This is a genomic window from Staphylococcus sp. HGB0015, from assembly GCF_000411275.1.
Lineage (GTDB): Bacteria > Bacillota > Bacilli > Staphylococcales > Staphylococcaceae > Staphylococcus > Staphylococcus schleiferi.
Genome location: NZ_KE150417.1, coordinates 741613 through 766304, shown reverse-complemented (window position 1 = coordinate 766304; position 24692 = coordinate 741613). Strand labels below are relative to the sequence as shown.

22 protein-coding genes and 3 pseudogenes are annotated in these 24692 nt (G+C 34.9%); 7 read left to right on the top strand and 18 right to left on the bottom strand.

Annotated features, from left to right (window positions below; all coding sequences use genetic code 11):
- Positions 1-170 precede the first annotated feature (170 nt).
- Together HMPREF1208_RS03520 and HMPREF1208_RS03515 are read left to right on the top strand one after the other, a co-directional pair.
- The gene (locus tag HMPREF1208_RS03520) at positions 171-434 is read left to right on the top strand and encodes a hypothetical protein (protein ID WP_016424975.1); all 264 of its coding nucleotides are present in this window, start codon (positions 171-173) and stop codon (positions 432-434) included.
- 857 nt (positions 435-1291) lie between these two features.
- A complete protein-coding gene (locus HMPREF1208_RS03515) occupies positions 1292-2263 on the top strand; it encodes a thermonuclease family protein (protein ID WP_016424974.1) in 972 nt (323 codons plus the stop codon).
- A 189-nt stretch (positions 2264-2452) separates the two neighbouring features.
- On the opposite strand, the gene HMPREF1208_RS03510 is transcribed toward HMPREF1208_RS03515, so the two are convergent.
- On the bottom strand, positions 2453-3733 hold the full coding sequence (locus tag HMPREF1208_RS03510; RefSeq protein WP_016424973.1) for an MFS transporter: 1281 nt from the start codon (positions 3731-3733) through the stop codon (positions 2453-2455).
- A gap of 31 nt (positions 3734-3764) precedes the next feature.
- Complete coding sequence (locus HMPREF1208_RS03505; RefSeq protein ID WP_016424972.1) at positions 3765-4511, bottom strand: glycerophosphodiester phosphodiesterase family protein; 747 nt, start codon at positions 4509-4511, stop codon at positions 3765-3767.
- Positions 4512-5000: 489 nt separating this feature from the next.
- On the opposite strand from HMPREF1208_RS03505, the pseudogene HMPREF1208_RS12640 reads away from it, so the two are divergent.
- Both HMPREF1208_RS12640 and HMPREF1208_RS12330 read left to right on the top strand, forming a co-directional pair.
- A pseudogene (locus HMPREF1208_RS12640) lies at positions 5001-5222 on the top strand (transposase); the annotation flags it as partial.
- 74 nt (positions 5223-5296) lie between these two features.
- Positions 5297-5910, top strand: a pseudogene (locus tag HMPREF1208_RS12330) (Mu transposase domain-containing protein); the annotation flags it as partial.
- A gap of 330 nt (positions 5911-6240) precedes the next feature.
- Here HMPREF1208_RS12330 and HMPREF1208_RS11505 read toward each other — a convergent pair.
- The 3 genes and pseudogenes from HMPREF1208_RS11505 to HMPREF1208_RS03485 all read right to left on the bottom strand — a co-directional run bounded on the left by HMPREF1208_RS11505 (position 6241) and on the right by HMPREF1208_RS03485 (position 8040).
- Positions 6241-6795 carry a hypothetical protein gene (locus HMPREF1208_RS11505; protein WP_016424970.1) on the bottom strand — a complete coding sequence of 185 codons (555 nt, stop codon included), beginning with the start codon at positions 6793-6795 and terminating at the stop codon, positions 6241-6243.
- A 200-nt stretch (positions 6796-6995) separates the two neighbouring features.
- Positions 6996-7370, bottom strand: a pseudogene (locus tag HMPREF1208_RS12325) (hypothetical protein).
- Between the two features lie 382 nt (positions 7371-7752).
- A complete protein-coding gene (locus HMPREF1208_RS03485) occupies positions 7753-8040 on the bottom strand; it encodes a phage terminase large subunit family protein (protein WP_167512913.1) in 288 nt (95 codons plus the stop codon).
- Between the two features lie 111 nt (positions 8041-8151).
- Here HMPREF1208_RS03485 and HMPREF1208_RS12320 point away from each other — a divergent pair, with 111 nt between their 5' ends.
- Positions 8152-8283 (top strand): hypothetical protein, encoded by a 132-nt coding sequence (locus HMPREF1208_RS12320; protein ID WP_231371808.1) that lies wholly within the window; start codon positions 8152-8154, stop codon positions 8281-8283.
- On the top strand, positions 8231-8731 hold the full coding sequence (locus tag HMPREF1208_RS12170) for a tyrosine-type recombinase/integrase (RefSeq protein WP_016424967.1): 501 nt from the start codon (positions 8231-8233) through the stop codon (positions 8729-8731). Before HMPREF1208_RS12320 ends, HMPREF1208_RS12170 begins: the two co-directional genes overlap by 53 nt.
- A 110-nt stretch (positions 8732-8841) precedes the next feature.
- On the opposite strand, the gene glnA is transcribed toward HMPREF1208_RS12170, so the two are convergent.
- The 4 genes from glnA to hflX all read right to left on the bottom strand — a co-directional run bounded on the left by glnA (position 8842) and on the right by hflX (position 13243).
- Positions 8842-10182 (bottom strand): type I glutamate--ammonia ligase, encoded by a 1341-nt coding sequence (gene glnA, locus HMPREF1208_RS03475; RefSeq protein ID WP_016424966.1) that lies wholly within the window; start codon positions 10180-10182, stop codon positions 8842-8844.
- A gap of 23 nt (positions 10183-10205) precedes the next feature.
- Positions 10206-10574 carry a MerR family transcriptional regulator gene (locus tag HMPREF1208_RS03470; protein ID WP_016424965.1) on the bottom strand — a complete coding sequence of 123 codons (369 nt, stop codon included), beginning with the start codon at positions 10572-10574 and terminating at the stop codon, positions 10206-10208.
- A 177-nt stretch (positions 10575-10751) separates the two neighbouring features.
- Positions 10752-11996 carry a methionine gamma-lyase family protein gene (locus tag HMPREF1208_RS03465; RefSeq protein WP_016424964.1) on the bottom strand — a complete coding sequence of 415 codons (1245 nt, stop codon included), beginning with the start codon at positions 11994-11996 and terminating at the stop codon, positions 10752-10754.
- A gap of 17 nt (positions 11997-12013) precedes the next feature.
- On the bottom strand, positions 12014-13243 hold the full coding sequence (gene hflX / locus HMPREF1208_RS03460; RefSeq protein ID WP_037559245.1) for a GTPase HflX: 1230 nt from the start codon (positions 13241-13243) through the stop codon (positions 12014-12016).
- A gap of 104 nt (positions 13244-13347) precedes the next feature.
- Here hflX and HMPREF1208_RS03455 point away from each other — a divergent pair, with 104 nt between their 5' ends.
- Entirely contained in the window at positions 13348-13821 is a 474-nt protein-coding gene (locus tag HMPREF1208_RS03455; RefSeq protein ID WP_016424962.1) for a glutathione peroxidase, read from the top strand.
- A gap of 237 nt (positions 13822-14058) precedes the next feature.
- Here the strand turns inward: HMPREF1208_RS03455 and hfq are convergent, their stop codons facing one another.
- The 9 genes from hfq to mutL form a co-directional block, all read right to left on the bottom strand.
- On the bottom strand, positions 14059-14265 hold the full coding sequence (hfq, locus tag HMPREF1208_RS03450) for an RNA chaperone Hfq (protein WP_016424961.1): 207 nt from the start codon (positions 14263-14265) through the stop codon (positions 14059-14061).
- Complete coding sequence (gene miaA / locus HMPREF1208_RS03445) at positions 14258-15214, bottom strand: tRNA (adenosine(37)-N6)-dimethylallyltransferase MiaA (protein ID WP_016424960.1); 957 nt, start codon at positions 15212-15214, stop codon at positions 14258-14260. The genes hfq and miaA overlap by 8 nt, the downstream gene beginning before the upstream one ends.
- The gene (locus tag HMPREF1208_RS03440; RefSeq protein WP_016424959.1) at positions 15204-16154 is read right to left on the bottom strand and encodes an alpha/beta hydrolase; all 951 of its coding nucleotides are present in this window, start codon (positions 16152-16154) and stop codon (positions 15204-15206) included. The genes miaA and HMPREF1208_RS03440 overlap by 11 nt, the downstream gene beginning before the upstream one ends.
- Positions 16155-16473: 319 nt before the next feature.
- The gene (locus tag HMPREF1208_RS03435; protein ID WP_016424958.1) at positions 16474-18144 is read right to left on the bottom strand and encodes a glycerol-3-phosphate dehydrogenase/oxidase; all 1671 of its coding nucleotides are present in this window, start codon (positions 18142-18144) and stop codon (positions 16474-16476) included.
- A gap of 125 nt (positions 18145-18269) precedes the next feature.
- Positions 18270-19772 (bottom strand): glycerol kinase GlpK, encoded by a 1503-nt coding sequence (gene glpK, locus HMPREF1208_RS03430; RefSeq protein WP_016424957.1) that lies wholly within the window; start codon positions 19770-19772, stop codon positions 18270-18272.
- A 226-nt stretch (positions 19773-19998) separates the two neighbouring features.
- Entirely contained in the window at positions 19999-20814 is an 816-nt protein-coding gene (locus HMPREF1208_RS03425; protein WP_016424956.1) for an MIP/aquaporin family protein, read from the bottom strand.
- Positions 20815-21131: 317 nt separating this feature from the next.
- The gene (locus HMPREF1208_RS03420) at positions 21132-22163 is read right to left on the bottom strand and encodes a S66 family peptidase (RefSeq protein WP_016424955.1); all 1032 of its coding nucleotides are present in this window, start codon (positions 22161-22163) and stop codon (positions 21132-21134) included.
- A 23-nt stretch (positions 22164-22186) separates the two neighbouring features.
- Positions 22187-22720, bottom strand: coding sequence for a glycerol-3-phosphate responsive antiterminator (locus HMPREF1208_RS03415; protein WP_016424954.1), 534 nt, complete (start codon positions 22718-22720; stop codon positions 22187-22189).
- A 22-nt stretch (positions 22721-22742) separates the two neighbouring features.
- A complete protein-coding gene (mutL, locus tag HMPREF1208_RS03410) occupies positions 22743-24683 on the bottom strand; it encodes a DNA mismatch repair endonuclease MutL (RefSeq protein WP_016424953.1) in 1941 nt (646 codons plus the stop codon).
- Between the last annotated feature and the right edge of the window lie 9 nt (positions 24684-24692).

Sequence of the window (24692 nt, the reverse complement as noted above, 5' to 3'; positions counted from 1 at the left end):
TACACTCTAAAACTTGTTTACCTCATATTTTTGTTTCTAAAATAAACTAAAAGTTGAGCTTTGTTTTTGATAGATTCTTATTCTTAATTGACCTTTTGACATTTCGTTCGTAATAGCAATTCATTTTACGCTTCGTATCATTAAGAATTATTTCAACTAGGAGAGAAAAAATGGGAGAGTTAAACAAAAATGAATTAGAACAATTAGAAAAAAGAATTAATCATAGATTTGATGATTTAGAAAGACAATTACATGCCTTACCGATGCACTTAGAAGATAAAATGAAACTCATTTTTCAAATAGAGAAAGAAATTCTTAGAGGTGAAAGAATAAAAGATCGGGACAAAATTATTAACCGAATCGCCGTTACTTTAACAGTGATTGGTACGATTTTAACGACAATCATTGCTTTGTTCACTTTTTTCTGGCGATAAAGCAAAATAAACAGTATAAAGTCATGATACCACATACATGATCGTGGTATTTGATTCTTTTTGCTCACCTTTTGCATTAAAGGAAATACGATGAAATCGAATTAAGATTACTCGTATTTCCCTTTTTATATTTACGGCTTCCTTTTCAGGAGTGAACGTAAAATAAGTCATGTCGATAGTATATTCACTACGATATTAATGATTGTTAATGTATTTGATTTTTTCTTCATATTGTTATCCTATTTATACAAATTAACGACTCACTCCAATTTATTATAACTTTAAATTAACTTTATTTACAAATTTAATTTTCTAATACATAACAGTTTTGTAACTACGTAATGACTTAAACAGCTTTTGTACACTTGATATTATGTCATTCTTTGTAGGCTGTTGAATCAAATTCTCAATTTAGGTTTATTTTTATATTGAAACATTATACAAATTTTACACATCTATATGCACATCTTTATACTAAAACAGCTTAAAATTCCACTCATTTATTCCTAATTTGAACAAAATCTTTTAAATTACATAAATGTTTTCGACATATTTATATTTAAACCTTTAATTATATTTATCACTATTGATTTTAATGCTATAATTGTGCTGTTCATTAGTCTCTAAAAATAACAATTCGCGATGATTCCAGTTCATATTTATAAAATTTGCTTTGTAACTGTATGACATCGCACACCATTTATCATCTTTTGCGTATTTTCTAACCTTAAACCGATTGATAGATGGATTAAAGTGACGTTTACTCCTTTTTAATGACACATCATAAGAAGGTTTAACCCAGCATGAATTCAAAATTTAGATACTAGGATAAGATTATAGTAGAAGGAGTCAAGCAGATGAAACAACGGAAGTGGTATCAAACGCAATGGTTTACAATTTTAATGCTTATTTTTGTTTTTCCAGTAGGTCTATTTTTAATGTGGAAATATCAGCCTTGGGGTAAGTGGATTAAAATTATTGTTACAGTCGTGGTCTTAATCATGTTTATGATTAATTTTCCAAATAATAAACAACCACAAGATTCTCATTCAACAAAGCAAGAAACAACTCAAGAGCATACGAATAAGGAAGAACACAAAAAACAAACTTCTAAACATAAAGATGAAAAAAATGAAGCAAAAAAAGAAAAAGAAGATAAGGAATCATACGAACCAGGAACTACGGACCGCATACCAGTTAAGTTAAGTGCAGCGGTAGATGGTGATACCGCGAAATTCGTTTACAACAATAAAACTGAAACATTTAGATTCCTACTTATTGATACACCTGAAACGAAGCACCCTCGTTTAGGCAAACAGCCATTTGGTCAAGAAGCTTCTGATCGGACAGCTGAACTACTTAGAAATGCCAAAAAAATTGAAGTAGAATTTGATGTAGGTCAAAAACAAGATAAGTACCATAGATATTTGGCATATATTTATGTTGATGGAAAAATGTTAAACGATATTTTAGTCAAAGAAGGCTTAGCGAGAGTCGCTTATGTTTATCCGCCAAATACAAGATATTTATCTGAGTTAGAAGCTTCTCAAGAAAAAGCAAGAGAAGAAAAGTTAGGCATATGGAGTTTGACTTCTGCTTTCGAGGAAGAAAGTCATGAACAACCTGCTGCAACAACAGCACCTGCTCAAAATGACAACACAGCACAACCTGCACCTCAACAATCACATACAGAACCAGCTCAAAGCACTCAATCATTTGCCAATTGTACACAGTTACGTTCGGTTTATCCAAACGGCGTTCCACAAGGACATCCTGCATACCAACCAAAATTAGACAGAGATAACGATAATTTTGCATGTGAACGTTAACTCAGTATTCTAATATTTAGCTTACCAAAAAGTGAGATAAAATTATTAGTACTCATAAGATAACTAACTTTAGTTCATTGGATTATACATTAAAAGCAGTTGTGAAAGATTTAATATCTAACACAACTGCTTTTATTTTCAATCTATTATTTTAAATTCACGCCGTTTCTCTTCTGTCATCATCAAAATCTATGCACGAGATTTGCGGTTTAAAAAGAGTAACAGTAAAGTACATAAACTGCCTAAAAATGAGACGATAATGCCAATTTCAAATATCATACGATATGCTGTAACAACATTATCTTGATGCGCATCAAGGAGCTTACCATTCATCGTGTAAACCCAGAAAATAGGCGCATATGCTGCGAACGAACCTACACTCATTGCTGAACCAGCATATTTTTTAGGAATATCAAACTCAGCAATAGGCGCTAGTATTACACTTTTAGCTAAAAACGTTGACACTGAAAATACGATTAAAAGCGCCATACTGATAAAGAGATTTCCTTCGATAAATACAACACCTAGTAAAACGAGTGATGATAAAATAAGCGCTGAGAAAATCATTTTCGAAGATGACTTAAATACATAGTCTGAAATCAAACCCGCAGACACACCCATAATGACGCCCATAAGTCCTGTATTAAAGATTCCGAAAAGCGCAGTTTGTGTTGTTGAAAGTTCATAAGTTTTTTGTAAATACGGCACGCTATATATTAAAATGATATAGCCCCAATAAATCGACATCGCACTCAATGATGCCAACCATACTTTAGGCTGTAATAGCACATAGAATAAACCTTTAAGTGCTTCAGCTGATTTATTAAGATGCATCTCTTCTGTTTTTTCTTCATCGATTGCAGCAATACCATTTTTTGGCACATATTTGATAATTAATAGAATTAAAGGAATAATCAATAAATTATATGCAAGCATGCCCCCTTTAAATACAACAATCCCACTGATTAATGACATGATTCCTACAATAATTAAATTCATGATCATTTCTTCGGCACGTCGGATTGATTCTAATAATCCAAAACCCATACCTCGATTACTTTGGTTCGTGAATAACATAACACCGTTAAGTACAGCTGGCCAAAAGAATGAGTCCACAATACCCCAAATAATCGCAATTACTTTTAACATTTGAAAAGTTGGACTGAAGAAAATGATCACTGAAATAGTTATAAAGCGAATTACCAATCCTACAATTAAAATAGATTTCACCGAAAAACGGTTATTAATCCAACCCGCAGGAATGTAAAAGAATATAGAAATACCAATGAGCCCAAATATCGCTCCTAGCTCTGCATTACTTACTTGTAAGACATCGAGTAATAAATTATAAAATGTCCCTTTGAAGGCTTCGAAACTTGAGTAAATCAACTGCCCTGCTGTCACAACAGTTAAAAATCCAATAAGCGTCTGTCTATCTTTAAAGTTCAATTTGTCCATAATACGTTTCATATGACGTACCCCTTCCGCTTTGTTGTAAAATCTATTGTTGTTGCAAATGAATGAGATTATCAGCATAATCTGTAAATATGCCGTCTACACCCCAATTGATCAGTGTATTTGCACGATCTTTATCATTCACTGTCCATACGCTCAATGTATAACCAGAATTTTTAATTTCTGAAACGAGTTCTCGTGTTAAGTTAATATCTTCTAAATGGACAATAGATGAACCACAATAATCTACTACTGTACGCCAATCATTATAAAACGCACATTTTTCAAATAAAACCGCACGCTTATATTGTGGTATATATTGTTCTGCTAATTTGAGCAAACTAAAGTTAAAACTAGAAATTAATACTTCTACTGAGTCATCTAATTTCTCAATTTGTGTCTTCATTAATTGCAACATGCGTTCACTTAAATAGGTTCCATTTGGACCCGTAACACCTTTAAGCTCGATATTAAGATTCATTTTATAACGATTTGCAAACGCTATAAGCTGCTCAAATGTCAAAATACGTTCATCTGCAAACTCTGGATGAAACCAAGCCCCAGCTGATGCATTCTGAATTGCTTCATAACGCGTTTCACTCACTTCTCCATATGTATTCGTTGTTCGATCTAAGTCATCATCATGAAATATAATTAAAACTTCATCCTTGGTGATAGCGACATCGAGTTCAAGCCACTTCACCCCTTCAACTTTACGAGCTAAATCAAATGCTGCAAAAGTATTTTCAGGTGCTTTACTCGACAATCCTCTATGTGCGAAAATATTCGTCATAATAATCCCCTTTACTAAATTTGAAAATAAAATCTACAAAGCTTTGGTATAGCTTGCATTATTATTGTGCGAAATCATAACGTTAATAAACTGCGTATTAGACTCGATAACACACCTATCAATCATAATTAAACATTATCCACGCTTATATAAATTAAATTAAAAACAATGATTAATCGCTACCAATTATAATGAAACAATGGTTTTATACAATAACTTTTGTAGACCTACTCATTATTATAAAGCGTTTACATTATACTGACAATATGATATTAATATTTTTTTAATTCATTTTAATGTCTAATGCACTATATGAATGGAAACGCGCATTAATCACTTTGATGCTAGACTAAAAAACGGACACAGTAAATTGATAGGAATTTAATGTATAATAAAAGAAATCAATTTATAGGAGTGCCAGTGATGGCGAGAAGAAAATACAATCATAGCTTTAAAATGGAAGCAATTCAATGAGTAGAATCAGGGAGACGTGCCTCAGAAGTTTCGAGAGATTTAGATATTCCTATTCAAACCTTAACAAGATGGCTGAGTATATACCGTAAAGACGGTGAAAAAGGTTTTTTTGGTAGCGGTAAACGTACGTCAAATACACAAGTAGAAGCAGATTTAGAAAAGCGATTAAGAGACTTAGAGGAAGAAAATAAAATCTTAAAAAAGGCTATGCACATCTTTGCCAAAGACCAGAAGTAATATATAAGTTTATCTATGAACACCGACATGAATTTCGTGTCGTAAAGATGTGCCAAGTTCTAGGTGTTTCGATTGGTGGGGTTCCTAAAGAACTACTCACAGATAATATGAAAGAAGTGATGGATCAGCCCTGTACGAGATTCAGTAAAGGTCAAATCAATCGTCGATTCGAACAATTCGCGCATGATATGGGAACAAAAGTCCGACCATGTATAGCAGGGAGACCTATGACAAAGGGTAAGGTTGAAGCTTCTATGAAACTACTTGATGAAATCCATGCCTATCAAGGCGAATTTAATTTGTCTGAGCTTCATGAATATATCTCAAAACTGAATCAAAGATTAAATTATCAGCTACACCAGGGTACGGGAAAAATACCGATTATTGAATTAGAAAAAGAAAAGAGCCACTTACTCCCCTTCCAACGGAAAAAGTAAGAGACTCCTATAGAATCATTGGACAACATGTAAAAGTTAACGCTTCTAATATGATTACGTTTCAAGAAAATCAATATTCAGTACCATCTGAATATGCCGGAAAGCGCGTGCAATTACAAGTGTTCAACCATGAACTACATGTATATTATAACAAGAAGCTGATAGCGTGCCACTCTATAAGTAACGCCAAGTTGAATTATAAAGAAGAACATTATATTGAAGCGTTGCAATTATCATCCCCATATTATCCAGTCGTCAGTGCGAGTGTTTACGTCCGACTTCCTTCAGATTCCACTTCACAATGGACACCCTTGTCTTTCGCTAACAGTTCCTACTACCAAGCCTGTAACGGACTTTCACCGTCAAGATGTTACCCATGCCGGGCGCACTATAAACATCAAAATAGAGACCTGTTGTAGGCCTCTATTTGCTTTTCTTTTTATCAGAAACAAATACATTTAAGAATAATAGAAACAATGGTGGAAATATAAAAAACAATGAGAATATACCGATAACGAATGGTAATGTAATACAAGCTAAAATAATTCCCAAAATCATTATTAAAATCACATTATTTTTTTTTAATCGAAACAACTAGCTACAGCTCCTCCCATTCCTCCAGATACTCCACCTATCACTCCACCAATAACAGATCCAGCTCCAACTGAAACAGGAGTTGCTCCAATAGCTCCATATCCAGCTCCACTAGCAATACCTCCTCCAGTGCCACCAAGAAGTCCACTACCAGTACCTAAAGCACATTTTTTCCAATTAGTTTTATAAGTTACAATATCATCACTTTCTTTTAATGTAACATTACCAATAATATTACCATCTAAGACCTTATAAGTAACATAAGCTTTTCTTTTATCTTTTGTCGTTACTTCCGAAGGCAATTCTTCAGATTTTTTTGTTTTTTTATTTAAAATTGTTGCCTTGCCATTTTTCACTTTTCCTTCAGCGAATTTATTGGGAACAACTTTAAATTGAGCATCATTAACTTTGACAACTTTCACTTTAGCATCATCACTGTCCTTCGAAGTACCTGCAGTAACAGAATCAGTTTCAAATATTCCGTAGTTAAAAGAAATCAATAAACCAAAAACAATTAATAATGATGATATTTTTTTGTACATTTCAAAAACTCCTTATTCAGAAGTTAAACAATCCCTTAATAACATCCCAATTGAAGCATATCATAGTGATTTATTTATACCAATTATTTGATAAATTATGACCCTCGGAATTTTTAATTTGTGATGTATACACTTACCAATTATATTCTAGTTTATTAGCGCAAAAAGTATCACCATATAAGGTAACCCTAATATATTACTTAACCTATAATTTTCCCCACAGTGCTTTTTTTCAACAATTTTCCTTCTTTATCAGTTATTTTACCTATAGGCATGTATAAATTATCTTTCTTATTCGCACCATCCGCTTGATACTTAAATTGAACCTACCACATTTTATTTTTTACATCTTTAATAACTTGATCAAATAGCACCCACTCGTCAGGCTTAATCCATGAATCGTTGTCCACTTCTTCCTTATCCATACCAAAGGCGCGACGTACAACGATTGGGTCTGTGTTACTTTTAGATGCAGTAAATTCACCTTTCCATGGCCATACAGTTTTAGGTGGTTTACCTGATTTGGATTTGGCAACATTTGGAGCTACTTTTGGTATAGGTGAATCATCTTGCATATATTTAATCACAAGATTATCTATGATTGCGATGTCATGACGACCATAGCCACATGCAGATAATATATTACTAGGATCTTGTTTATCATATTGAATATCTTGATGGCCGGGCATTGGTGTACGTGGATTAATTTCCTATGAATTACATAATGCCCCTTAATGCGACAAGAATTACAGAGTGATTTCAGTGAACGTGATTAATCTGTAAAATAACAAGACTCTAATCCAAAATAATTTTTCACCATTTTTGGCTAACGAATCATCATCGTCTTTACATGTAAATATTAAATTACTTTCAGATTTAAACCGCATTTTTATCACCTAAATCGCAAACTGTTGAATTGCTTCTAATTCTTCTTCCACAGTCTTATTCTCAAATGTTTCAATATGCGTTAAATGCCGCATATCTTAATGCATCTAGTACATCATCATATTCTTTTATTGGTAAATCTTTTTTATCGTCCCAAGAATAGTTATAAATTTCAGATGCAAAACGTGGACACATATCATATAAAACCCATAGCTTATTATTTTTAAAATAATGTGCAATTAACTTAACGCCACGCATAACACGTTTATCAGCAAACACCGCATTAAGACCTTCCTCTTGGAACTTTGCAACGTGTTCCGGACGTGCTGAGTCACAATAAAAAGGAAGATTACCATAGATCGCTTAATTCACTTTAATCCTTGCGAAGGTATTGAACTTAAACACAAAGATTTAAGCGAGCCCCAAAAAGCGCAATACTTACCAAAAGAACAAATCAAACCATTTCTAGAAATGATTAAGAAAAGAGACATACACCAATACTATATGTTTAGAACAATGATTGAAACTGGCATACGTGTAGGTGAAGCTAATGCGCTGCAATGGTCTGATTACAATAGTAAAGATAAAACCAAAGTCTTATGATCAAAAGCATGACAGATGGAATACATCGAAAAATAAAGAACATAGAACTATTTATATTACTGATGATTTAGCGAAAGAATTAACTAAACTGAAATACCTTCAAAATGCAAATCGGATGGTAAATGAAGATGTTTATAATGAAACTCATGACTTTATATTCTGTAATGCATTTGGCGACCCGCTTCCACGCAGTACAACACATAATACTATGATGCATGTGACAGGTGAGCTACTAGGCAAAGAAAACAAGCTAAGCATCCACAAGTTAAGACATACGCATGCTACGCTTTTATTAGAAAGCGGTGTTCCGATGAAAGTTATTCAAGAACGTCTCGGACATAAAACAATGGCAGTTACCGAGCAAGTTTATAGTCATGTGACTGAAAAGATGAATCATAAGGCAAAAGAGAACTTTGAAAACTTTATTAAGGATTCGAATATTTTTTAGCAACTATTTTGAGACCATTTTGAGACCAAAACGCTATTTTTAGCACACTGGTCTCAAAATAGTTTTAAAACAAAAACCCTCAAAGCCAATAGCTTCAAGGGTTTCTTCTATTAATACTGCTTCATATATTGCTCGACTTCCCATTCAGACACTTGTGTGCGGTAGTAGTCCCATTCAATAGATTTAGAGTTAATAAATTGATTATAAATATGATCTCCTAATGCGTCTTTTACAATTGGGTTTTCACGCATTGCTTTTAATGCTGTGTATAATGTTGAAGGTAAGTCTTCGATACCAACAGCTTCGCGCTCTTCACGATTCATTTCATAAATATTTTGATTTACAGGCTCTGGAACTGTTAATTTGTTTTTAATACCGTCTAAGCCAGCTTGTAAAATTGTTGCTAATGCCATATATGGGTTTGCGGAAGGATCTACTGATCGAATTTCAATACGTGTAGATAATCCACGAGAGCTTGGGACACGAATTAATGGTGAACGGTTTTTACCACTCCATGCAATGTAACTTGGCGCTTCGTAACCCGGTACTAAACGTTTATAAGAGTTAACTAATGGGTTACACACTGCAGTAAATCCACGTGCGTTTTTCAAAACACCAGCAATAAAGTGACAAGCATCTTCAGTTAATTGCATATCTCTGCTTTCATCATAAAAAGCATTTTCTTTTCCTTTAAATAAAGAAACGTTAAAGTGCATACCGCTTCCGTTCACACCAAATAATGGTTTTGGCATGAATGTCGCATGTAAATTGTGTTTACGTGCAATTGTTTTAACAACTAATTTAAATGTTTGGATATTATCACAAGCTGTTACTGCATCTGCATATTTAAAGTCAATTTCATGTTGTCCTGGTGCAACTTCATGGTGTGAAGCTTCAATATCAAAGCCCATGTCTTCTAATTCAAGTACGATATCACGACGACAGTTTTCACCAAGGTCTGTTGGTGCTAAGTCAAAGTAGCCCCCATGGTCATTTAATTCCATTGTTGGTTCGCCTTTTTCATCTAACTTGAATAAGAAAAATTCTGGTTCAGGCCCTAAGTTGAAATCTGTAAATCCAAGTTCTTCCATTTCTTTTAATACACGTTTTAAATTGTTACGAGGATCCCCTGCAAATGGTTGATGATCAGTTGTATAAACATCACAGATTAAACGTGCAACTTTTCCTTGTCCTGCTGTCCATGGGAAAATCACCCAAGTGTTTAAATCAGGATATAAATACATATCTGACTCTTCAATTCGAACAAACCCCTCGATTGAAGATCCGTCAAACATCATTTCATTATCTAAAACTTTCTCTAATTGACTCACTGGTACTTCTACATTTTTAATTGTCCCTAAAATATCAGTAAATTGTAAACGTAAGTAACGTACGTTTTCTTCTTCTGCAAAGCGTCGGATGTCATCTTTAGTGAAATTTTGTTTCGGCATGGATAATTGTCCTCCAATTTTAATTATTTAAAAAATCGTGATAAGTCTCCACGGTTAAGCGGTATCGACTCGCGCTGTGGCTTTTGTGTCGTATCCACTAGCATTTGTTTTCTTAACCGTTCTTCCTCTTCGTTTAGCGCGTATGTACTTTCTGACAACATGATTTGTTTAATTCCTTTCATATTAAAGCCTTTCTCTAAAAGATGCTTAATTGAAAGTAAAGTTTCCAAATCATTTAATGAAAACAAACGCTTATTCCCTTCAGTTCGTGAAGGTTTTACAAGTTCATGTGTTTCATAATAACGAATTTGTCGTGCAGTTAATTCGGTTAGACGGCTGACAACACTCATCGGAAATACAGGCATGCTACGTCGAATTCTATCGTTGTCCATATCCAGCATCTCCTTAACTTTGAACTTGTATTAACCATAGCACATCATTTCAGGCATTTCAAAAATATGTAAGAAAACCTGACATGAAAGCGCCAAGCCTAGTCATATCAGGTAATCAGAAAAGTCAGACAATCAGTTATATTTTCATATTTCACTTAAATTGTAAAACTTTGTATTTTAAATGGAAATTAATCCTTTTTTCATTAGTGTTTTAACAGCACGAATGACTGCAATTTTGACATGCTCGTATGTGAGTCCACCTTGAACATAAGCTTCGTATGGTGGACGAATTGGGCCATCTGCTGATAATTCAATAGATGAGCCTTGTACAAAAGTGCCTGCAGCCATGATCACGTCATCTTCATACCCCGGCATATAACTAGGTTCCGGACTAAAATGGGCATTAATAGGTGACGCATGTTGAATGCTTTGACAAAATTGAATCATCTGTTCAGGTGTATCAAATGACACAGTTTGAATTAAATCCGTACGCTGCACATCATATCGAGGCGTCGTACGCATATTGAGACGTTCTAATAATAAACTTGTAAATAGCGCACCTTTAAGACTTTGACTGACCACATGGGGACTCATAAAAAAGCCTTGATACATTTCTTGTAATGCATATAATGAAGCACCCGCTTCCTTCCCGATTCCAGGGGCAGTTAATCTATAACCACAGCGTTCTACTAAGTCTCGTCGTCCAGCAATATAGCCGCCAATTTTCGCGAGACCTCCTCCTGGATTTTTAATTAAAGAGCCTGCGATTAAATCTGCACCCACTTCGATAGGCTCTTTGGTTTCTACAAATTCACCGTAACAATTATCGACAAAAACAATAATATGAGGGTATTCGTTTTTTATAGTTTGAATCGCACGACCTATTTCATCAACGCTTATAGATGGTCTTTGACTATACCCTTTAGAACGTTGAATCGCAATCACTTTTGTTGTTTCGTTAATTGCTTGTAAAACACGCTCAACATCAATTTGATCTTCCTTTAAATCAACCTCTTGGTAATGGATACCATATTCTTTTAAACTCTCAATACCATTTCCGTTTTCACCGATGACTTCGAGTAATGTGTCATACGGTTTGCCTGTAATATACATTAAACTGTCTCCAGGCTTTAACATACTTTGTAGAGCAACAGTAATCGCATGGGTGCCTGAAATTAACTGTGGACGTACGAGTGCATCTTCAGCCTTGAAAGTATGCGCATAAACCGCTTCTAAATGATCACGACCAAAATCATCATAGCCATATCCCGTGGACCCTAATAAATCTGATTCAGTGATTTTTACATGATGAAAGGCATCAAGGACGCGTGCTTGATTTTCAAGTGCACGTGCTTCGATTTCTTTAAAATAAGGGGTTAATGTTGTTTCTACTTCATTAATCAATTGTTCTAATCGCTTCATTTTTCTGCTTCTTTCTATTATTTTTTATAACCTTCTATTAGATATTCATTTGTTGTTTCGTCAAATTCTAATTTCGTAACTAATGTGTGTTGTTTCAAGTAATATAACGTGTCTGCTTCATGACTCTCTAGGCGTCTTTCATAAAAATGAAGTTGGCTTTGAATCGCTTCTATTAATAAATTTTTCACCACTTGAATATCATCGTGATTTTTAGCGGATACAAAAACAGAGGGCTGTTCCACAATAGGCTCTACGCCTTCATGTAAATCTTTTTTGTTAAAAATAACCACTTGCGGAATTTCAGCCATATCTAACTCTTTAATAATTTCATTAACAGTATCGTATTGAATTTTATATTCTTTATGACTCGCATCCACCACATGGATTAATAAATCTGCATTACTTGCTTCTTCTAGTGTTGATTTAAAAGCTTCAATTAATGTTGTGGGTAATTTTTGAATAAAACCAACTGTGTCTGAAATGACCAACTCGAAGCCATCATTAATTTTAAGACGTCGTGATTTCGGATCAAGCGTCGCAAACAGTAAATCGCGCTCATAAGTTTCTGCATGGGTCAACGTGTTGAACCACGAAGATTTCCCTGCATTCGTATAACCAATCAGTGCAACTTGGAAAGATTGGTTCTCTTCTCTTTGATGGCGATAACGTGCACGATGTGCTTCGACTTCTTTTAATTTACGTTTTATTTCATTCATACGCGTACGTATATGACGACGATCGGTTTCTAGTTTTGTCTCACCAGGTCCTCGTGTACCTATACCGCCACCTAAGCGAGATAAACTTTTTCCATGTCCCATTAAGCGAGGTAAGAGATAATTAAGTTGTGCATATTCTACTTGTAATTTACCTTCTTTACTTTTCGCTCTCAAAGCGAAAATTTCAAGAATCAATTGTGTACGGTCAATAATCTTAATGCCTAAATATTCATTTAAATGTTTAGATTGTGCTGTCGTTAATTCGTCATTAGCCACAAGAACATCTATTTCTTGTGATTCCACAAAAGCTTCTATCTCATCTAATTTTCCTTTACCAACATAATATTTATGATCCACTTGATTTTTATTTTGCGTGAATTCACCTTTCACCTCAAGATCACATGTATACGCCAGTGCATGTAATTCTCTCATCGTACTGTCAAAATCATAATCTGATTGATAAACATCTACACCAATTAAAAGTGCTTTTTCTTTAACTTTTTTGGTAGAATGGAGTTCATTTTTTTGCATTACATCACCATTTTCTTTAAACATATCATCACGTATTCTAACATAGTGTTTCAATTAAGACTATATTGAATAATTATGTTATATTTTTATTAGAGGTGAGGACAATGCATTTATATGATATAGAAGTCACAAAAATTGATGGAACAAATTACCCTTTATCTAAGTATAAAGGCGACGTTTTATTGATTGTAAATACTGCAAGTGAGTGTGGTCTAACACCACAATTTGAAGGTTTACAAAAGTTGTATGATACTTATCATGAAAAAGGATTTACGATTCTTGGTTTCCCATGTAATCAATTCGGAAAACAAGAACCGGGTAGCGGGGAAGAAGCAGCATCAAACTGCCAACTAAACTATGGCGTTACTTTTCCAATGCATGAAAAAATTGAAGTTAACGGCGAAAATGCACATCCACTTTTCAACTATCTCAAATCACAACAAAAAGGTGTATTTGGAGATAAAATTAAGTGGAATTTCACGAAGTTCTTAGTTGATCGAGAAGGAAATGTGGTTAAGCGCTTTTCACCACAAAAGACACCAGAAAGTATTACAAAAGAAATTGAAAATGTTTTATAAATTAAACATCACCCTTTCCTATTTCTAGTGAAAGCGGTGATGTTTTTATATTTAATGATTTAAAATTGGAGTACACCCTATAAATGAACAGATCAATCAAGGATGGTAGTGGAGATGAATGCTAAATACACCAACCTATTCAATATGAATGTATATTGAAAGATGGTCATCATATGGTCAACCTTTTAGATTGCACATTTAACATGCATCCCCACTCCGCCATTGTGGATTAATAAATTAGTTTGTGCCTTCTAAGAAAGTACTAATCGCATGTTTGTAAATTAAATGGTGACGTCCTTGAGAGAGTATATCAATTACATATTGGTCAAAATCAACAATTGTACCACGTAATTGGAAACCATTCGTTAAAAATACAGTGAGTTCCTTACCCTCGTTTTTAAAAGTTTCTAGGTACTCATCTTGAATGTTGCGTTTCTCAATCATGTTCATTTCTCCTTTTATTTATTAGGGTTTTGAGCTCAGATAACATTGAAGTAAGTGACATCTTCTCTCTATCTAACCAATGAACATTAAGTTTGTTTTTAAACCAAGTCATTTGCCTTTTTGCGTAATTACGTGAATGCTGTTTAAGTTGATCCACGGCTTCATTAAGTTCTATTTCATTATGAACTACCGGTATGATTTCTTTGTAGCCGATAGCTTGCATACTTTGACACGATTCATAACCTAATTCAATAAGTTCTTGCACTTCATCCAATAAACCATGAGACAACATTATGTCTACGCGTTTATTTATTCTTGCATATAATGTATCACGCGACATTTCTATCCCTATTAATAATGTATCATAATTTTCAGTCAATTGGGTACTTTTCTTTCGATTACTTAAAACTTTTTTTGTAGTTAAATAATAAGAGATCGCACGCTCTACTCTTTGGCGATTGTTCGGATGGATATCAGCATAAGATTGAGGATCAAATGTCCCTAAGTATTCATGGAGCGCTTCATTTGAATACGATTTGAGTTCTTCCATTTTTTGCTGAACTTTTTCTGCAACCTCTGGAGAAACTTCTTCTTTATCAAATTGATAATCGTATATTACAGATTGAATATATAGACCTGTCCCTCCAACAATGATAGGTATTTTCCCTCGATTTGTAATATCCGTTATGAGTGTACGTGCCTGTTGCTGAAAATCGTATGCGGAATATGTTTGGCCTGGATTTAAAATATCAATTAAGTGATGCGGGATGCCTTGCATTTCAGACTCTGTCACTTTTGCGGTACCAATGTTCATTCCGCGATAAACTTGCATAGAGTCACCACTAATGACTTCTCCATTAATTTCTTTCGCGAGTTCCACACCTAATTCAGTTTTACCACTCGCAGTGGGACCTACGATTACTACAATGAAAGGTTTCTTACCTATCACCGAGTTCACCTACTTTTCTTTTTTTAATAATTTGACGACTCATCCATTCTAACATATGCTTCCATACCGTCTCTTTATCATTTTCAAACAACACTTCATGGCGTTTGTTTTTATATAGTTGAACAGTGATATGTTCAATACCACCTTTTTTCAATAACTTTCCTAAGTTTCTAATCGCATTTCCAAAATCACCAAACGGATCATCTTTTCCTGAAACTAACAAAATTGGTAATTGTGGATTCATCTTTTCAATGTTTTTAATACGTGCTGTTTGCATCATCGTATTTACAACACTATAAATCAATTGATTAGATACAAGGAAGCCTGAATATGAGTCTGCGATATAAGCATCCACTTCACTTTCATTTGAACTAATCCAATCGCTTTCAGTACGTAGTGGCTTGAATTTTTTATTAAAGCTATTCGTCATCACATTATTGAGCCACTTCATACGGCGTTTTTTACCACAAATCAATGTAATACATTTTAATAATGGCACAATAGTGAATCTATAAAACGATGGAAACAAGCCTGTACCACTTAATATGAGTCCTTGACAGTCATTCGGGTAGGTTTGCACATACTGACGTGCAATAATTGAACCCATTGAATGTCCAAGTACAATTAGAGGTAACGTATCATCAAATTGTGCTTTCAATGTCGTTTGTACTTCATGTGCATCTTTAACCACTTGCATCATTGAATCATAATGGCCTCTTTCACTATCGATATCAATGCCATGACCTCTATGGTTGTGTCGAATCACATGGTAGCCTTGTTGATTTAATTTTTCAACAAGCGCATTGTACCTTTCTAAATGTTCTGCCATTCCGTGGAAAATATGCACAATCCCAACGGACTCACAATCCGTTCGATCTACTTTTGCTTCTAATATTGTGCCGTCTGTAACTGCTATTTTCATAGCTTCTGATTTAACCATTGTTATCCACCTTTCCGCATCTCTTCACTTAATTCAACTTTACCACAACATCGGAATAAAAACACAAGAATTAAAATTAAACTGCATACTATAAATTGAGAATACCTTTCACTTGTTATCAAGAAACTATCAAACAAAAATTTTAACAGTTGAAAAATCATCGTTTACGAAATGTATGAAAACAGTTGTATGTATGAATAAGCTGAAATACGAAAATAAAGTGGAAATCACTGATATATTTGATGATAAAAATAAAAAGTAACACAAGCTTAAAATCAACTTGCGTTACTTTTTATCTCATAAATTGCTAGCTAATATCTTATTTTTCAGCAGGTTGGTGTTGACCATGTCTTGCTTCTTGGATCGCTTTATCTAATTCAGCATGATAAGCTGCTTTAGTATTTGCATCGTAGCCTAATAAGTCAGCTAATACATCGACAACAATATCTTTATATTCTAATACACGATTAATATCAAAGTATAATGCACCCGTACGACGTACAAGGAAGTCAGTTGGTTTTACAACTAATTCGTTTTGAACGCTATATACAAGTTCAACATATAATTCTAATGGTAAACCAGTTGTTTGATGTTGTGCTGCTTGCGCAATCGCAAATAAATCATCAACGTTAGAACCATATTTTGAAGCTAAGTGACGAGCTAATTTTTCATCTAAATTGAATGCTTTCGCAGCTTGTACTTTTTCTTCAACGAATTTATCGAAGTTTGCACTACCACCAACATCCCCACCAGAAATTGGAATGTATTTTGTATCTACTTTATTGAATTTCAATTTATATTCTTGTTTTAATCGTTTTTCAACTAAGTTTACAATTTCTAATGCCATGTGACGGTAACCTGTTAATTTACCACCAGCAATTGTTAATAATCCTGATTTACCTTCCCAAACTTCGTCTTTACGTGAAATTTCAGAAGGGTCTTTACCTTCTTCTAAAATTAACGGACGAATACCTGCCCATGTAGACTCAATGTCTTCATCTTTAACTTGAACAGTTGGGAACATATAGTTAATGGCATCAATTAAATAATCTCTGTCTTCTTGGTTAACAAGTGGTGTTGATTTTTCATTATCATAGAATGTATCAGTTGTACCAACATAAGCTTTGCCTTCACGAGGAATAGCAAAAATCATACGACCGTCTTTTTCTGTATCAAAATAAACAGCTTGACGTAATGGGAATTTTGATTGATCGATAACAACGTGAACACCTTTTGTTAAACGCAATTGTTTGTTGTTTTTAGAGTAGTCTGCACTACGTACTTCGTCTACCCACGGACCTGTTGCGTTAACGACTTTTTTACCTTTAATTTTAAAAGTATCATTCGCTAAGCGGTCAATCACTGTCACACCGTTTACTTTTTCATTATTATCATATAAGAAGTTGTTTACTTTCGCATAGTTTAAAATATCAGCACCTTGCTCAGCTGCTTTTTTCATCACTTCAATTGTTAAACGAGCGTCATCTGTACGGTATTCAACGTAGTAACCGCCACCTTTAAGACCATCTTGTTTAACTAATGGTTCTTTGTCAGTAGTTTCTTGTACAGTTAACATTTTTTTACGTTCTGATTTTTTAACACCAGCAAGGCGATCATACATACCTAAACCGATTGAAGTTGAAAACTTACCAAATGTACCACCTTTATGCATTGGTAATAACATCCATTCAGGTGTCGTAACATGTGGACCATTTTCATAAACGATTGCACGTTCTTTACCAGTTTCAGCAACAACGCCAACTTGGAATTGTTTCAAGTAACGTAAGCCACCATGAACCAATTTAGTAGAACGAGAGCTTGTACCTTGTGCGAAGTCTTGCATTTCTACTAAAGCGACTTTCATACCTCTTGCACTTGCATCTAATGCGATACCTGCGCCAGTGATACCCCCACCGACAACAACTAAATCATATTCCTCATTTTTCATTTTGTTCTTTACTGAATCACGTTTAAAAGTTGATAAACTCATATATTCCGCCTCCTAATATCATAAAAAAAGAGAGACTTCTCCCACAGCTTAAATAAAGTTGTACGAACGACGTCTCTCACAATCTCGTATGATGCTATTAACTTAACTACAGTATATCACACCACTTATTCTTCGTCTAATTTGAAAACTTGAGTGGCTTCAACTGCTTTTTTCCAACCTTTGTACAAACGATTACTTTCTTTCTCATCCATCGTCGGATCAAATGATTTTTCAAGTTTCCATTGACGACTAATTTCTGATTTATCTTTCCAGAATCCTGTAGCAATACCAGCTAAATAAGCAGCACCTAATGCTGTTGTTTCATTAATTTCTGGTCGTTCAACATTGATGTTGACTAAGTCGGCTTGGAATTGCATTAAGAAATTATTTTTAACTGCGCCACCGTCAACACGTAAAGTGTTTACATCAATACCAGAGTCTTGTGCCATCGCTTCAATTACGTCACGAGTTTGGTAACATAAAGACTCTAAAGTAGCTCTAATGAAATGCTCTTTTTCTGTACCTCTCGTAATACCGAAAATCGCACCACGTGCTTCAGAATCCCAATAAGGTGTACCTAAACCAACAAATGCAGGTACAACATAGACACCTTCTGTAGAATCAACACGTTTAGCATAATCTTCTGATTGCGGAGCCGAGTTAATCATTCGGAGACCATCTCTTAACCATTGAATGGCTGAACCTGATACGAAGATTGAACCTTCTAATGCGTAATTGACTTTACCATCAATTCCATAAGCAATCGTTGTTAACAATCCATTATCAGATACAACTGCTTCCTCACCTGTATTCATAAGCATGAAACCACCTGTGCCGTATGTGTTTTTCACATCACCGCGTTCGAAACATGCTTGTCCGAATAGTGCAGCTTGTTGGTCACCCGCAATACCAGCAATTGGTACTTTTTGACCAAAGAAGTGATAATCGATTGTTTCGCAATACACTTCACTTGATGGTTTAACTTCAGGTAACATTGCTTTAGGTACATCTAAAATTTCAAGCAATTCGTCATCCCATTGTAAATCATGGATGTTATACATTAATGTACGACTTGCGTTGGAATAGTCTGTTACATGCGTTCTACCACCAGAAAGTTTCCAAACTAACCATGAATCAATTGTTCCGAACAAAACATCGCCTTTTTCAGCTTTTTCACGTGCACCTTCAACTTTATCAAGTATCCATTTAACTTTAGTTCCTGAAAAATAAGGGTCTAATAATAAACCAGTTTTGTTTCTAAACGTTTCTTCATGACCAGCGTTCTTTAATTCATCACAAATATGTTGTGTTTGACGTGACTGCCAAACAATCGCATTGTAGATTGGACGGCCTGTGTTTTTATCCCAAACGACAGTTGTTTCACGTTGGTTTGTGATACCAATCCCTTTAATTTGTGATGCCGATACGTTATTTTCGTTTAAAACAGATGCCATCACTGATAAAACTGATGTCCAAATTTCGTTGGCATCATGCTCTACCCATCCGCCTTTAGGAAAATGTTGTTTAAACTCACGCTGTGCTATGCCTGCGATTTCCCCATTTTCGTTAAATAAGATTGCTCTAGAACTTGTTGTCCCCTGATCAATCGATAAGATATAGTTTCCCATAACATAGTCTCCTCTCAACTCTTCACTGATATTAACTTGTAAAGTATTACGATAAGGTTATTATAACCCAAAGTGCTGGTGTAAGATGTCAAATCCAGCTCATAAACACTAAAAAACTACAATACGTCATCACCATGTTATTAATACCTCTATGATTACAACGTATTGTAAAGTTTTGTATGTCTTACTTTAACATTCATACTTATGACAAAAACAGTAATATGAATTAGATTTTAGCAATTTCATCTTGTGGCGATTTTTTATTTAATGCCGCACCAAGTAATAATGTTAAAACTAATACGATAATCGTTACAATTGTCCAAACATCAAATGCGCCTTTAAAAATTAAGCGATATACGACTGTACCTACCATACCACCAACCAATGGTCCTAACACAGGTACAATTGCGTAACCCCAACCGCTGTCACCTTTACCATGGATTGGTAAAGTAGCATGTGCGATACGTGGTCCTAAGTCACGAGCAGGATTAATTGCATAGCCTGTTGTACCACCTAAGCTGACACCAATTGCTACAATCAAAGCACCAACGATTAATGGGTTTAATCCTTCAGAGAACTTATTTGCCCCGATGTATAAAAGACCTGAAGTTAAAACTGCAGTACCAATAATCTCTGAAATAAAGTTTGCAGTATAGTTTTTAAGTGCAGGCGCAGTTGAAAAGACGCCTAATTTTGTTGCTTTATCTTCAGTTGCACGCCAATGTGGTAAATACATTAACCATGTCAACACGCCACCTAAAATACCACCAAGCATTTGCGCAATGATGTAACCAGGAACTTGTGACCATGGGAAATCACCATTCATTGCAAATGCAAGTGTCACTGCTGGGTTAAGATGTGCATTTGAAAATTGACCAACGGCATAGACACCTAGCGTCACACCAAGTCCCCATCCAATAGCAATGACAATCCAATCGGCACCATTACCGTTTGTTTTTTTCAAATTGACGTTGGCACATACACCGCCCCCCATGAGTAGAAGTAGTGCAGTACCGAAAAATTCAGCTAAATAAACATTCATGCTTTTTCCTCCCTTTAACGAAAAAGAGACTTCCTTCGCATAACAATTAATACGCCAACAGAAGTCTCTCAGTCTCTCACAATTTATCAACTTGATTTAATCTTACATTTTGATGTAAGCGTTGTCAACCATTATTTTAAACGCTTTCATAAATAAATGGAAATTTAATTTTACTGAAAATGAATTAACTATCTATTTAATTGGTTTTTAAAATCTAAATAATCTTCACTTTAAAGATAAAATGCTTTGAAAACGGATGTCAAACAAATATTGAACGCCTGATTATAATTGCTGATTTGACGCTTCTAACGCGCATCTTATTCACTTACAGCCGCTTCATCAATACTAAATGTTAAAGGAGATGTACTTATTGATGCTTTAACACCGTATGGAATCGTACATTTAGGTTCATTGTGACCAAAACTAGCGTTACCGATGACCGGTAAATCCTCTTGCTGAAATTCTTTTAAAATGCTTTGAATAATTTGGTGATATTCATTTTGATATATTCCATTTTGAGGACGCCCCAATATAATCCCTTCAATACGATCAAATATGCCCATGTATCCAAAAGAACGAAAAGTATCTTCAAAAGCCCACGGTTCAATATTAACTTCAGAGTTTTCTAAAAACAAAATCTTGCCGTCAAACTGTTCAAGTTTTGGAAAATACTGTGAACCTCTGAGGTGGTCTAATGATTCAAAACAACCGCCGATCAGGTCTCCAGAAACGTTACCCTCGCCGTTCACTAATATGTAACTTTCATTTTTCTTTGTTTCACGCGCGATATTTTTATTTTCTTCATCCCATCTCAAGCCAAAAATCCGCACATAATCCGACGTGGCCAAATTTCCAAATGGCTCCGCTTTAGAAATGACATCAAACATATGATCAAGCGTATAGTCATCAAGCGCTACATTTTCTGCAAAGTCCGTGAGCAACGCTGGACCATAAAAGCTAACGATTCCTAATTGGTTTAAATGCAAATGAAGTGGTGTGATATCTGAGTAACCTATAAAAATCTTAGGATGCGCTTGAATGATTTCATCATCTAAGTATGGGATAATTCTTGCTGATTCTTTACCCCCAATCGTACAAAGTATGGCTTTTACTTCTGGATCTTTAAACGCCGATGTCAGTGTCTCTGCACGTTCTTTTGGATGATTGTAGTTCCATTCAATCGTATTAAGCGCTTGTTCCATAACTTTAACGCGATAACCTAAAGTTTTGATATTCTCTATACCTTGTTGTGTACGCCATTGAATATTCGGCTCACCCGCAAGGCCAGAAGACGGGGAAACAATCGCAATTGTATCCCCTTTTTGTAGCTTCTCTGGTTTGTTCAGCATTTAAATCCCCCTCTATTTTTTACTTACCATAATGATGCGTCACTTGTTGTCACATAGGCAGCACCACTATTAATGGCGTTTTCAATTTCTTCCTCTGTGTTAATCAAGCCTCCCGCTATTACCGTAGTACCTGTTTTCTCATGTATTTCTTGTATCACTTTATCTGCGATACCGGGTAAGACTTCAACATAATCTGGCTCGATACGTTGAATGAGATCGATACTTCTCTGTAAAGCGTGACTATCAATAACAAACACTCTAAAAATCGTAACGACACCAAGCGCTTTTGCCTTTTTAATCACTTTAGTTTTAGTTGATACAATCCCTTTAGGTTTATAAGTTTGAATAATATATTCACATGCAAATTCATCATGACTCATCCCTTTAATGAGATCGATGTGCATAAAAGGTTGCAGTTCATGCTCTTTAATTAATTGCGTCATGCCTTTCAAATGACCAATATGTGTATCAAGAATGACACATTTTTTATAATCTGTTTTAAACAATCTTTCTAAATCTCTCATCGAACGAATTGCTGGTAAAATATGTTTTTTCATAACATTCTCCCTCTTCATCGTATTATTGAATTCTCTTAAACAGACGCTCTAATTCATAATTACTAAAGTTGATAATCACAGGTCTTCCATGCGGGCATGTAAATGGGTCTTCCATTTCCCCTAATTGTTGGATTAAATCTGCCATCTCATTTATTTTTAAATAATGATTGGCTTTAATCGACTTTTTACAACTCATCATTATCGCAGCTTCTTCTCTAAACTTTGCAATGTCAATCTTCTTGTGTTGAATCACATATTCGATAATATCTTTAATGATTTCTTCAACTTGCTCACTTGGGAACCAAACTGGATAACTATTCACAATATAATCATATCCACCAAAAGGTTCTAAAAAGATACCTGCCTCTTTTAATGTATCACGATATTGCTCAATAATTAACTGTTCATCTTTTGAAAAGTTAAATGTGATTGGAATGAGAAGATTTTGGTTTTCATTTTCCACTTCTCCAATTTTATCTCTAAAATACTCATACTTTATCCGTTCTTGTGCGGCATGTTGATCAATTAAATACATGCCTTGATCATTTTGAGCAATAATATATGTGCCATGTACTTGTCCTACAACTTCCATATAAGGCACGCGTCTTTTAGGTTTTTGAGGTACGTCATGAGGTAATGCATCATCTTGACTTTGAGTTGGTGACTCAGCGAACGATGGAGGCACTACAGCTTGATGACGATCAAGTTCATTTAAAATCGCTTTTTGTTCTGCTTCAAAATTGTCATCTGAATGTACTGAATGATTGGCTGATGACGGTTCATTTGAAGCTGTAAAGTGATTCGCTTCTTCTTTAACCTCGAAATGTGGTGGCGACGGTTGTACTTCATCTTTATCCGTTGTTTCATGCTTCTCATGTTGTTGCACTTGCTGATCAAAAGCCATTTTTTGTTGCTCAAATTGTTCAAGTACCTTTTTAGGGGCATATTTTTGTTTTAAATCATTTTGAGGTATGAGTACCTTATCTTTAAAAGCCTCACGTATTTTATTCACAATGAGATCAAACAACTGATCCTCTTTAGATAATCGCACTTCCAATTTCGTAGGGTGCACATTCACATCGACTAAAACGGGATCCATATCAATATTGATATAAACAATTGGATATCGACCGATCATCATTAATGTGTGGTAGCCTTCTTGAACAGCTTTATTTAATAAAAAGTTTTTAATATATCTACCGTTGATAAATATCGACATATAATGCCGATTGCTTCTTGAGTGTTCAGGTTTTGCAACGTAACCCGAAATACGATAGTCACTTGTTTCGCCTTCAATATGCACTAAATCACGCGCTACTTTCATTCCGTATATTTCTGCCATCACTTCATTTGTTCGTCCTGAGCCATTCGTTTGGAGAATGGTCTTACCATCATTTTTAAGCGAAAGACGAATATGTGGGTGGCTCATCGCCATTCGATTCACAATATCTGTTATTTTCCCTAATTCCGTGTAGAGACTTTTAATATATTTTAGTCTTGCTGGCGTGTTATAAAATAGTGAGTCTACACGAATGTCTGTACCTTTACGCGCTTTCGCTGGCTTTTCTTTCAGTATGGCACCTTCTTCAGCATACACTTCGTAACCATTAATACCATCCGTAGACGTTTGTAATGTGACTTTTGCAACTGAAGCAATACTTGCGAGTGCTTCGCCACGGAAACCTAACGTTCTAATATGGAATAAATCATCATCTTCTTGTAATTTACTTGTTGCATGGCGATGAAATACAAGTCCTAAATCATCCGCTAATATGCCGGAACCATTATCCACAACTCGAATAGAAGATACACCTGACTCTAAAACTTCAATATTAATTTCAGTTGCACCTGCATCAATACTGTTTTCTAATAATTCTTTCACAACAGAGCTCGGACGTTCCACTACTTCACCTGCAGCAATTTTATTTGCTAAAGACGTTTGTAGCGTTTTTATTTTTCCCATCAATTTCAC

Excerpts from the sequence above, each read along its gene's own strand:
- HMPREF1208_RS03520 (WP_016424975.1), top strand. The coding sequence starts at position 171 with ATGGGAGAGTTAAACAAAAATGAATTAGAACAATTAGAAAAAAGAATT.
- HMPREF1208_RS03515 (WP_016424974.1), top strand. The coding sequence starts at position 1,292 with ATGAAACAACGGAAGTGGTATCAAACGCAATGGTTTACAATTTTAATG.
- HMPREF1208_RS03510 (WP_016424973.1), bottom strand. The coding sequence starts at position 3,733 with ATGAAACGTATTATGGACAAATTGAACTTTAAAGATAGACAGACGCTT.
- HMPREF1208_RS03505 (WP_016424972.1), bottom strand. The coding sequence starts at position 4,511 with ATGACGAATATTTTCGCACATAGAGGATTGTCGAGTAAAGCACCTGAA.
- HMPREF1208_RS11505 (WP_016424970.1), bottom strand. The coding sequence starts at position 6,795 with ATGTACAAAAAAATATCATCATTATTAATTGTTTTTGGTTTATTGATT.
- HMPREF1208_RS12320 (WP_231371808.1), top strand. The coding sequence starts at position 8,152 with ATGATTAAGAAAAGAGACATACACCAATACTATATGTTTAGAACAATG.
- HMPREF1208_RS12170 (WP_016424967.1), top strand. The coding sequence starts at position 8,231 with ATGCGCTGCAATGGTCTGATTACAATAGTAAAGATAAAACCAAAGTCT.
- glnA (WP_016424966.1), bottom strand. The coding sequence starts at position 10,182 with ATGCCGAAACAAAATTTCACTAAAGATGACATCCGACGCTTTGCAGAA.
- HMPREF1208_RS03470 (WP_016424965.1), bottom strand. The coding sequence starts at position 10,574 with ATGGACAACGATAGAATTCGACGTAGCATGCCTGTATTTCCGATGAGT.
- HMPREF1208_RS03465 (WP_016424964.1), bottom strand. The coding sequence starts at position 11,996 with ATGAAGCGATTAGAACAATTGATTAATGAAGTAGAAACAACATTAACC.
- hflX (WP_037559245.1), bottom strand. The coding sequence starts at position 13,243 with ATGCAAAAAAATGAACTCCATTCTACCAAAAAAGTTAAAGAAAAAGCA.
- HMPREF1208_RS03455 (WP_016424962.1), top strand. The coding sequence starts at position 13,348 with ATGCATTTATATGATATAGAAGTCACAAAAATTGATGGAACAAATTAC.
- hfq (WP_016424961.1), bottom strand. The coding sequence starts at position 14,265 with ATGATTGAGAAACGCAACATTCAAGATGAGTACCTAGAAACTTTTAAA.
- HMPREF1208_RS03440 (WP_016424959.1), bottom strand. The coding sequence starts at position 16,154 with ATGGTTAAATCAGAAGCTATGAAAATAGCAGTTACAGACGGCACAATA.
- HMPREF1208_RS03435 (WP_016424958.1), bottom strand. The coding sequence starts at position 18,144 with ATGAGTTTATCAACTTTTAAACGTGATTCAGTAAAGAACAAAATGAAA.
- glpK (WP_016424957.1), bottom strand. The coding sequence starts at position 19,772 with ATGGGAAACTATATCTTATCGATTGATCAGGGGACAACAAGTTCTAGA.
- HMPREF1208_RS03425 (WP_016424956.1), bottom strand. The coding sequence starts at position 20,814 with ATGAATGTTTATTTAGCTGAATTTTTCGGTACTGCACTACTTCTACTC.
- HMPREF1208_RS03420 (WP_016424955.1), bottom strand. The coding sequence starts at position 22,163 with ATGCTGAACAAACCAGAGAAGCTACAAAAAGGGGATACAATTGCGATT.
- HMPREF1208_RS03415 (WP_016424954.1), bottom strand. The coding sequence starts at position 22,720 with ATGAAAAAACATATTTTACCAGCAATTCGTTCGATGAGAGATTTAGAA.
- mutL (WP_016424953.1), bottom strand. The coding sequence starts at position 24,683 with ATGGGAAAAATAAAAACGCTACAAACGTCTTTAGCAAATAAAATTGCT.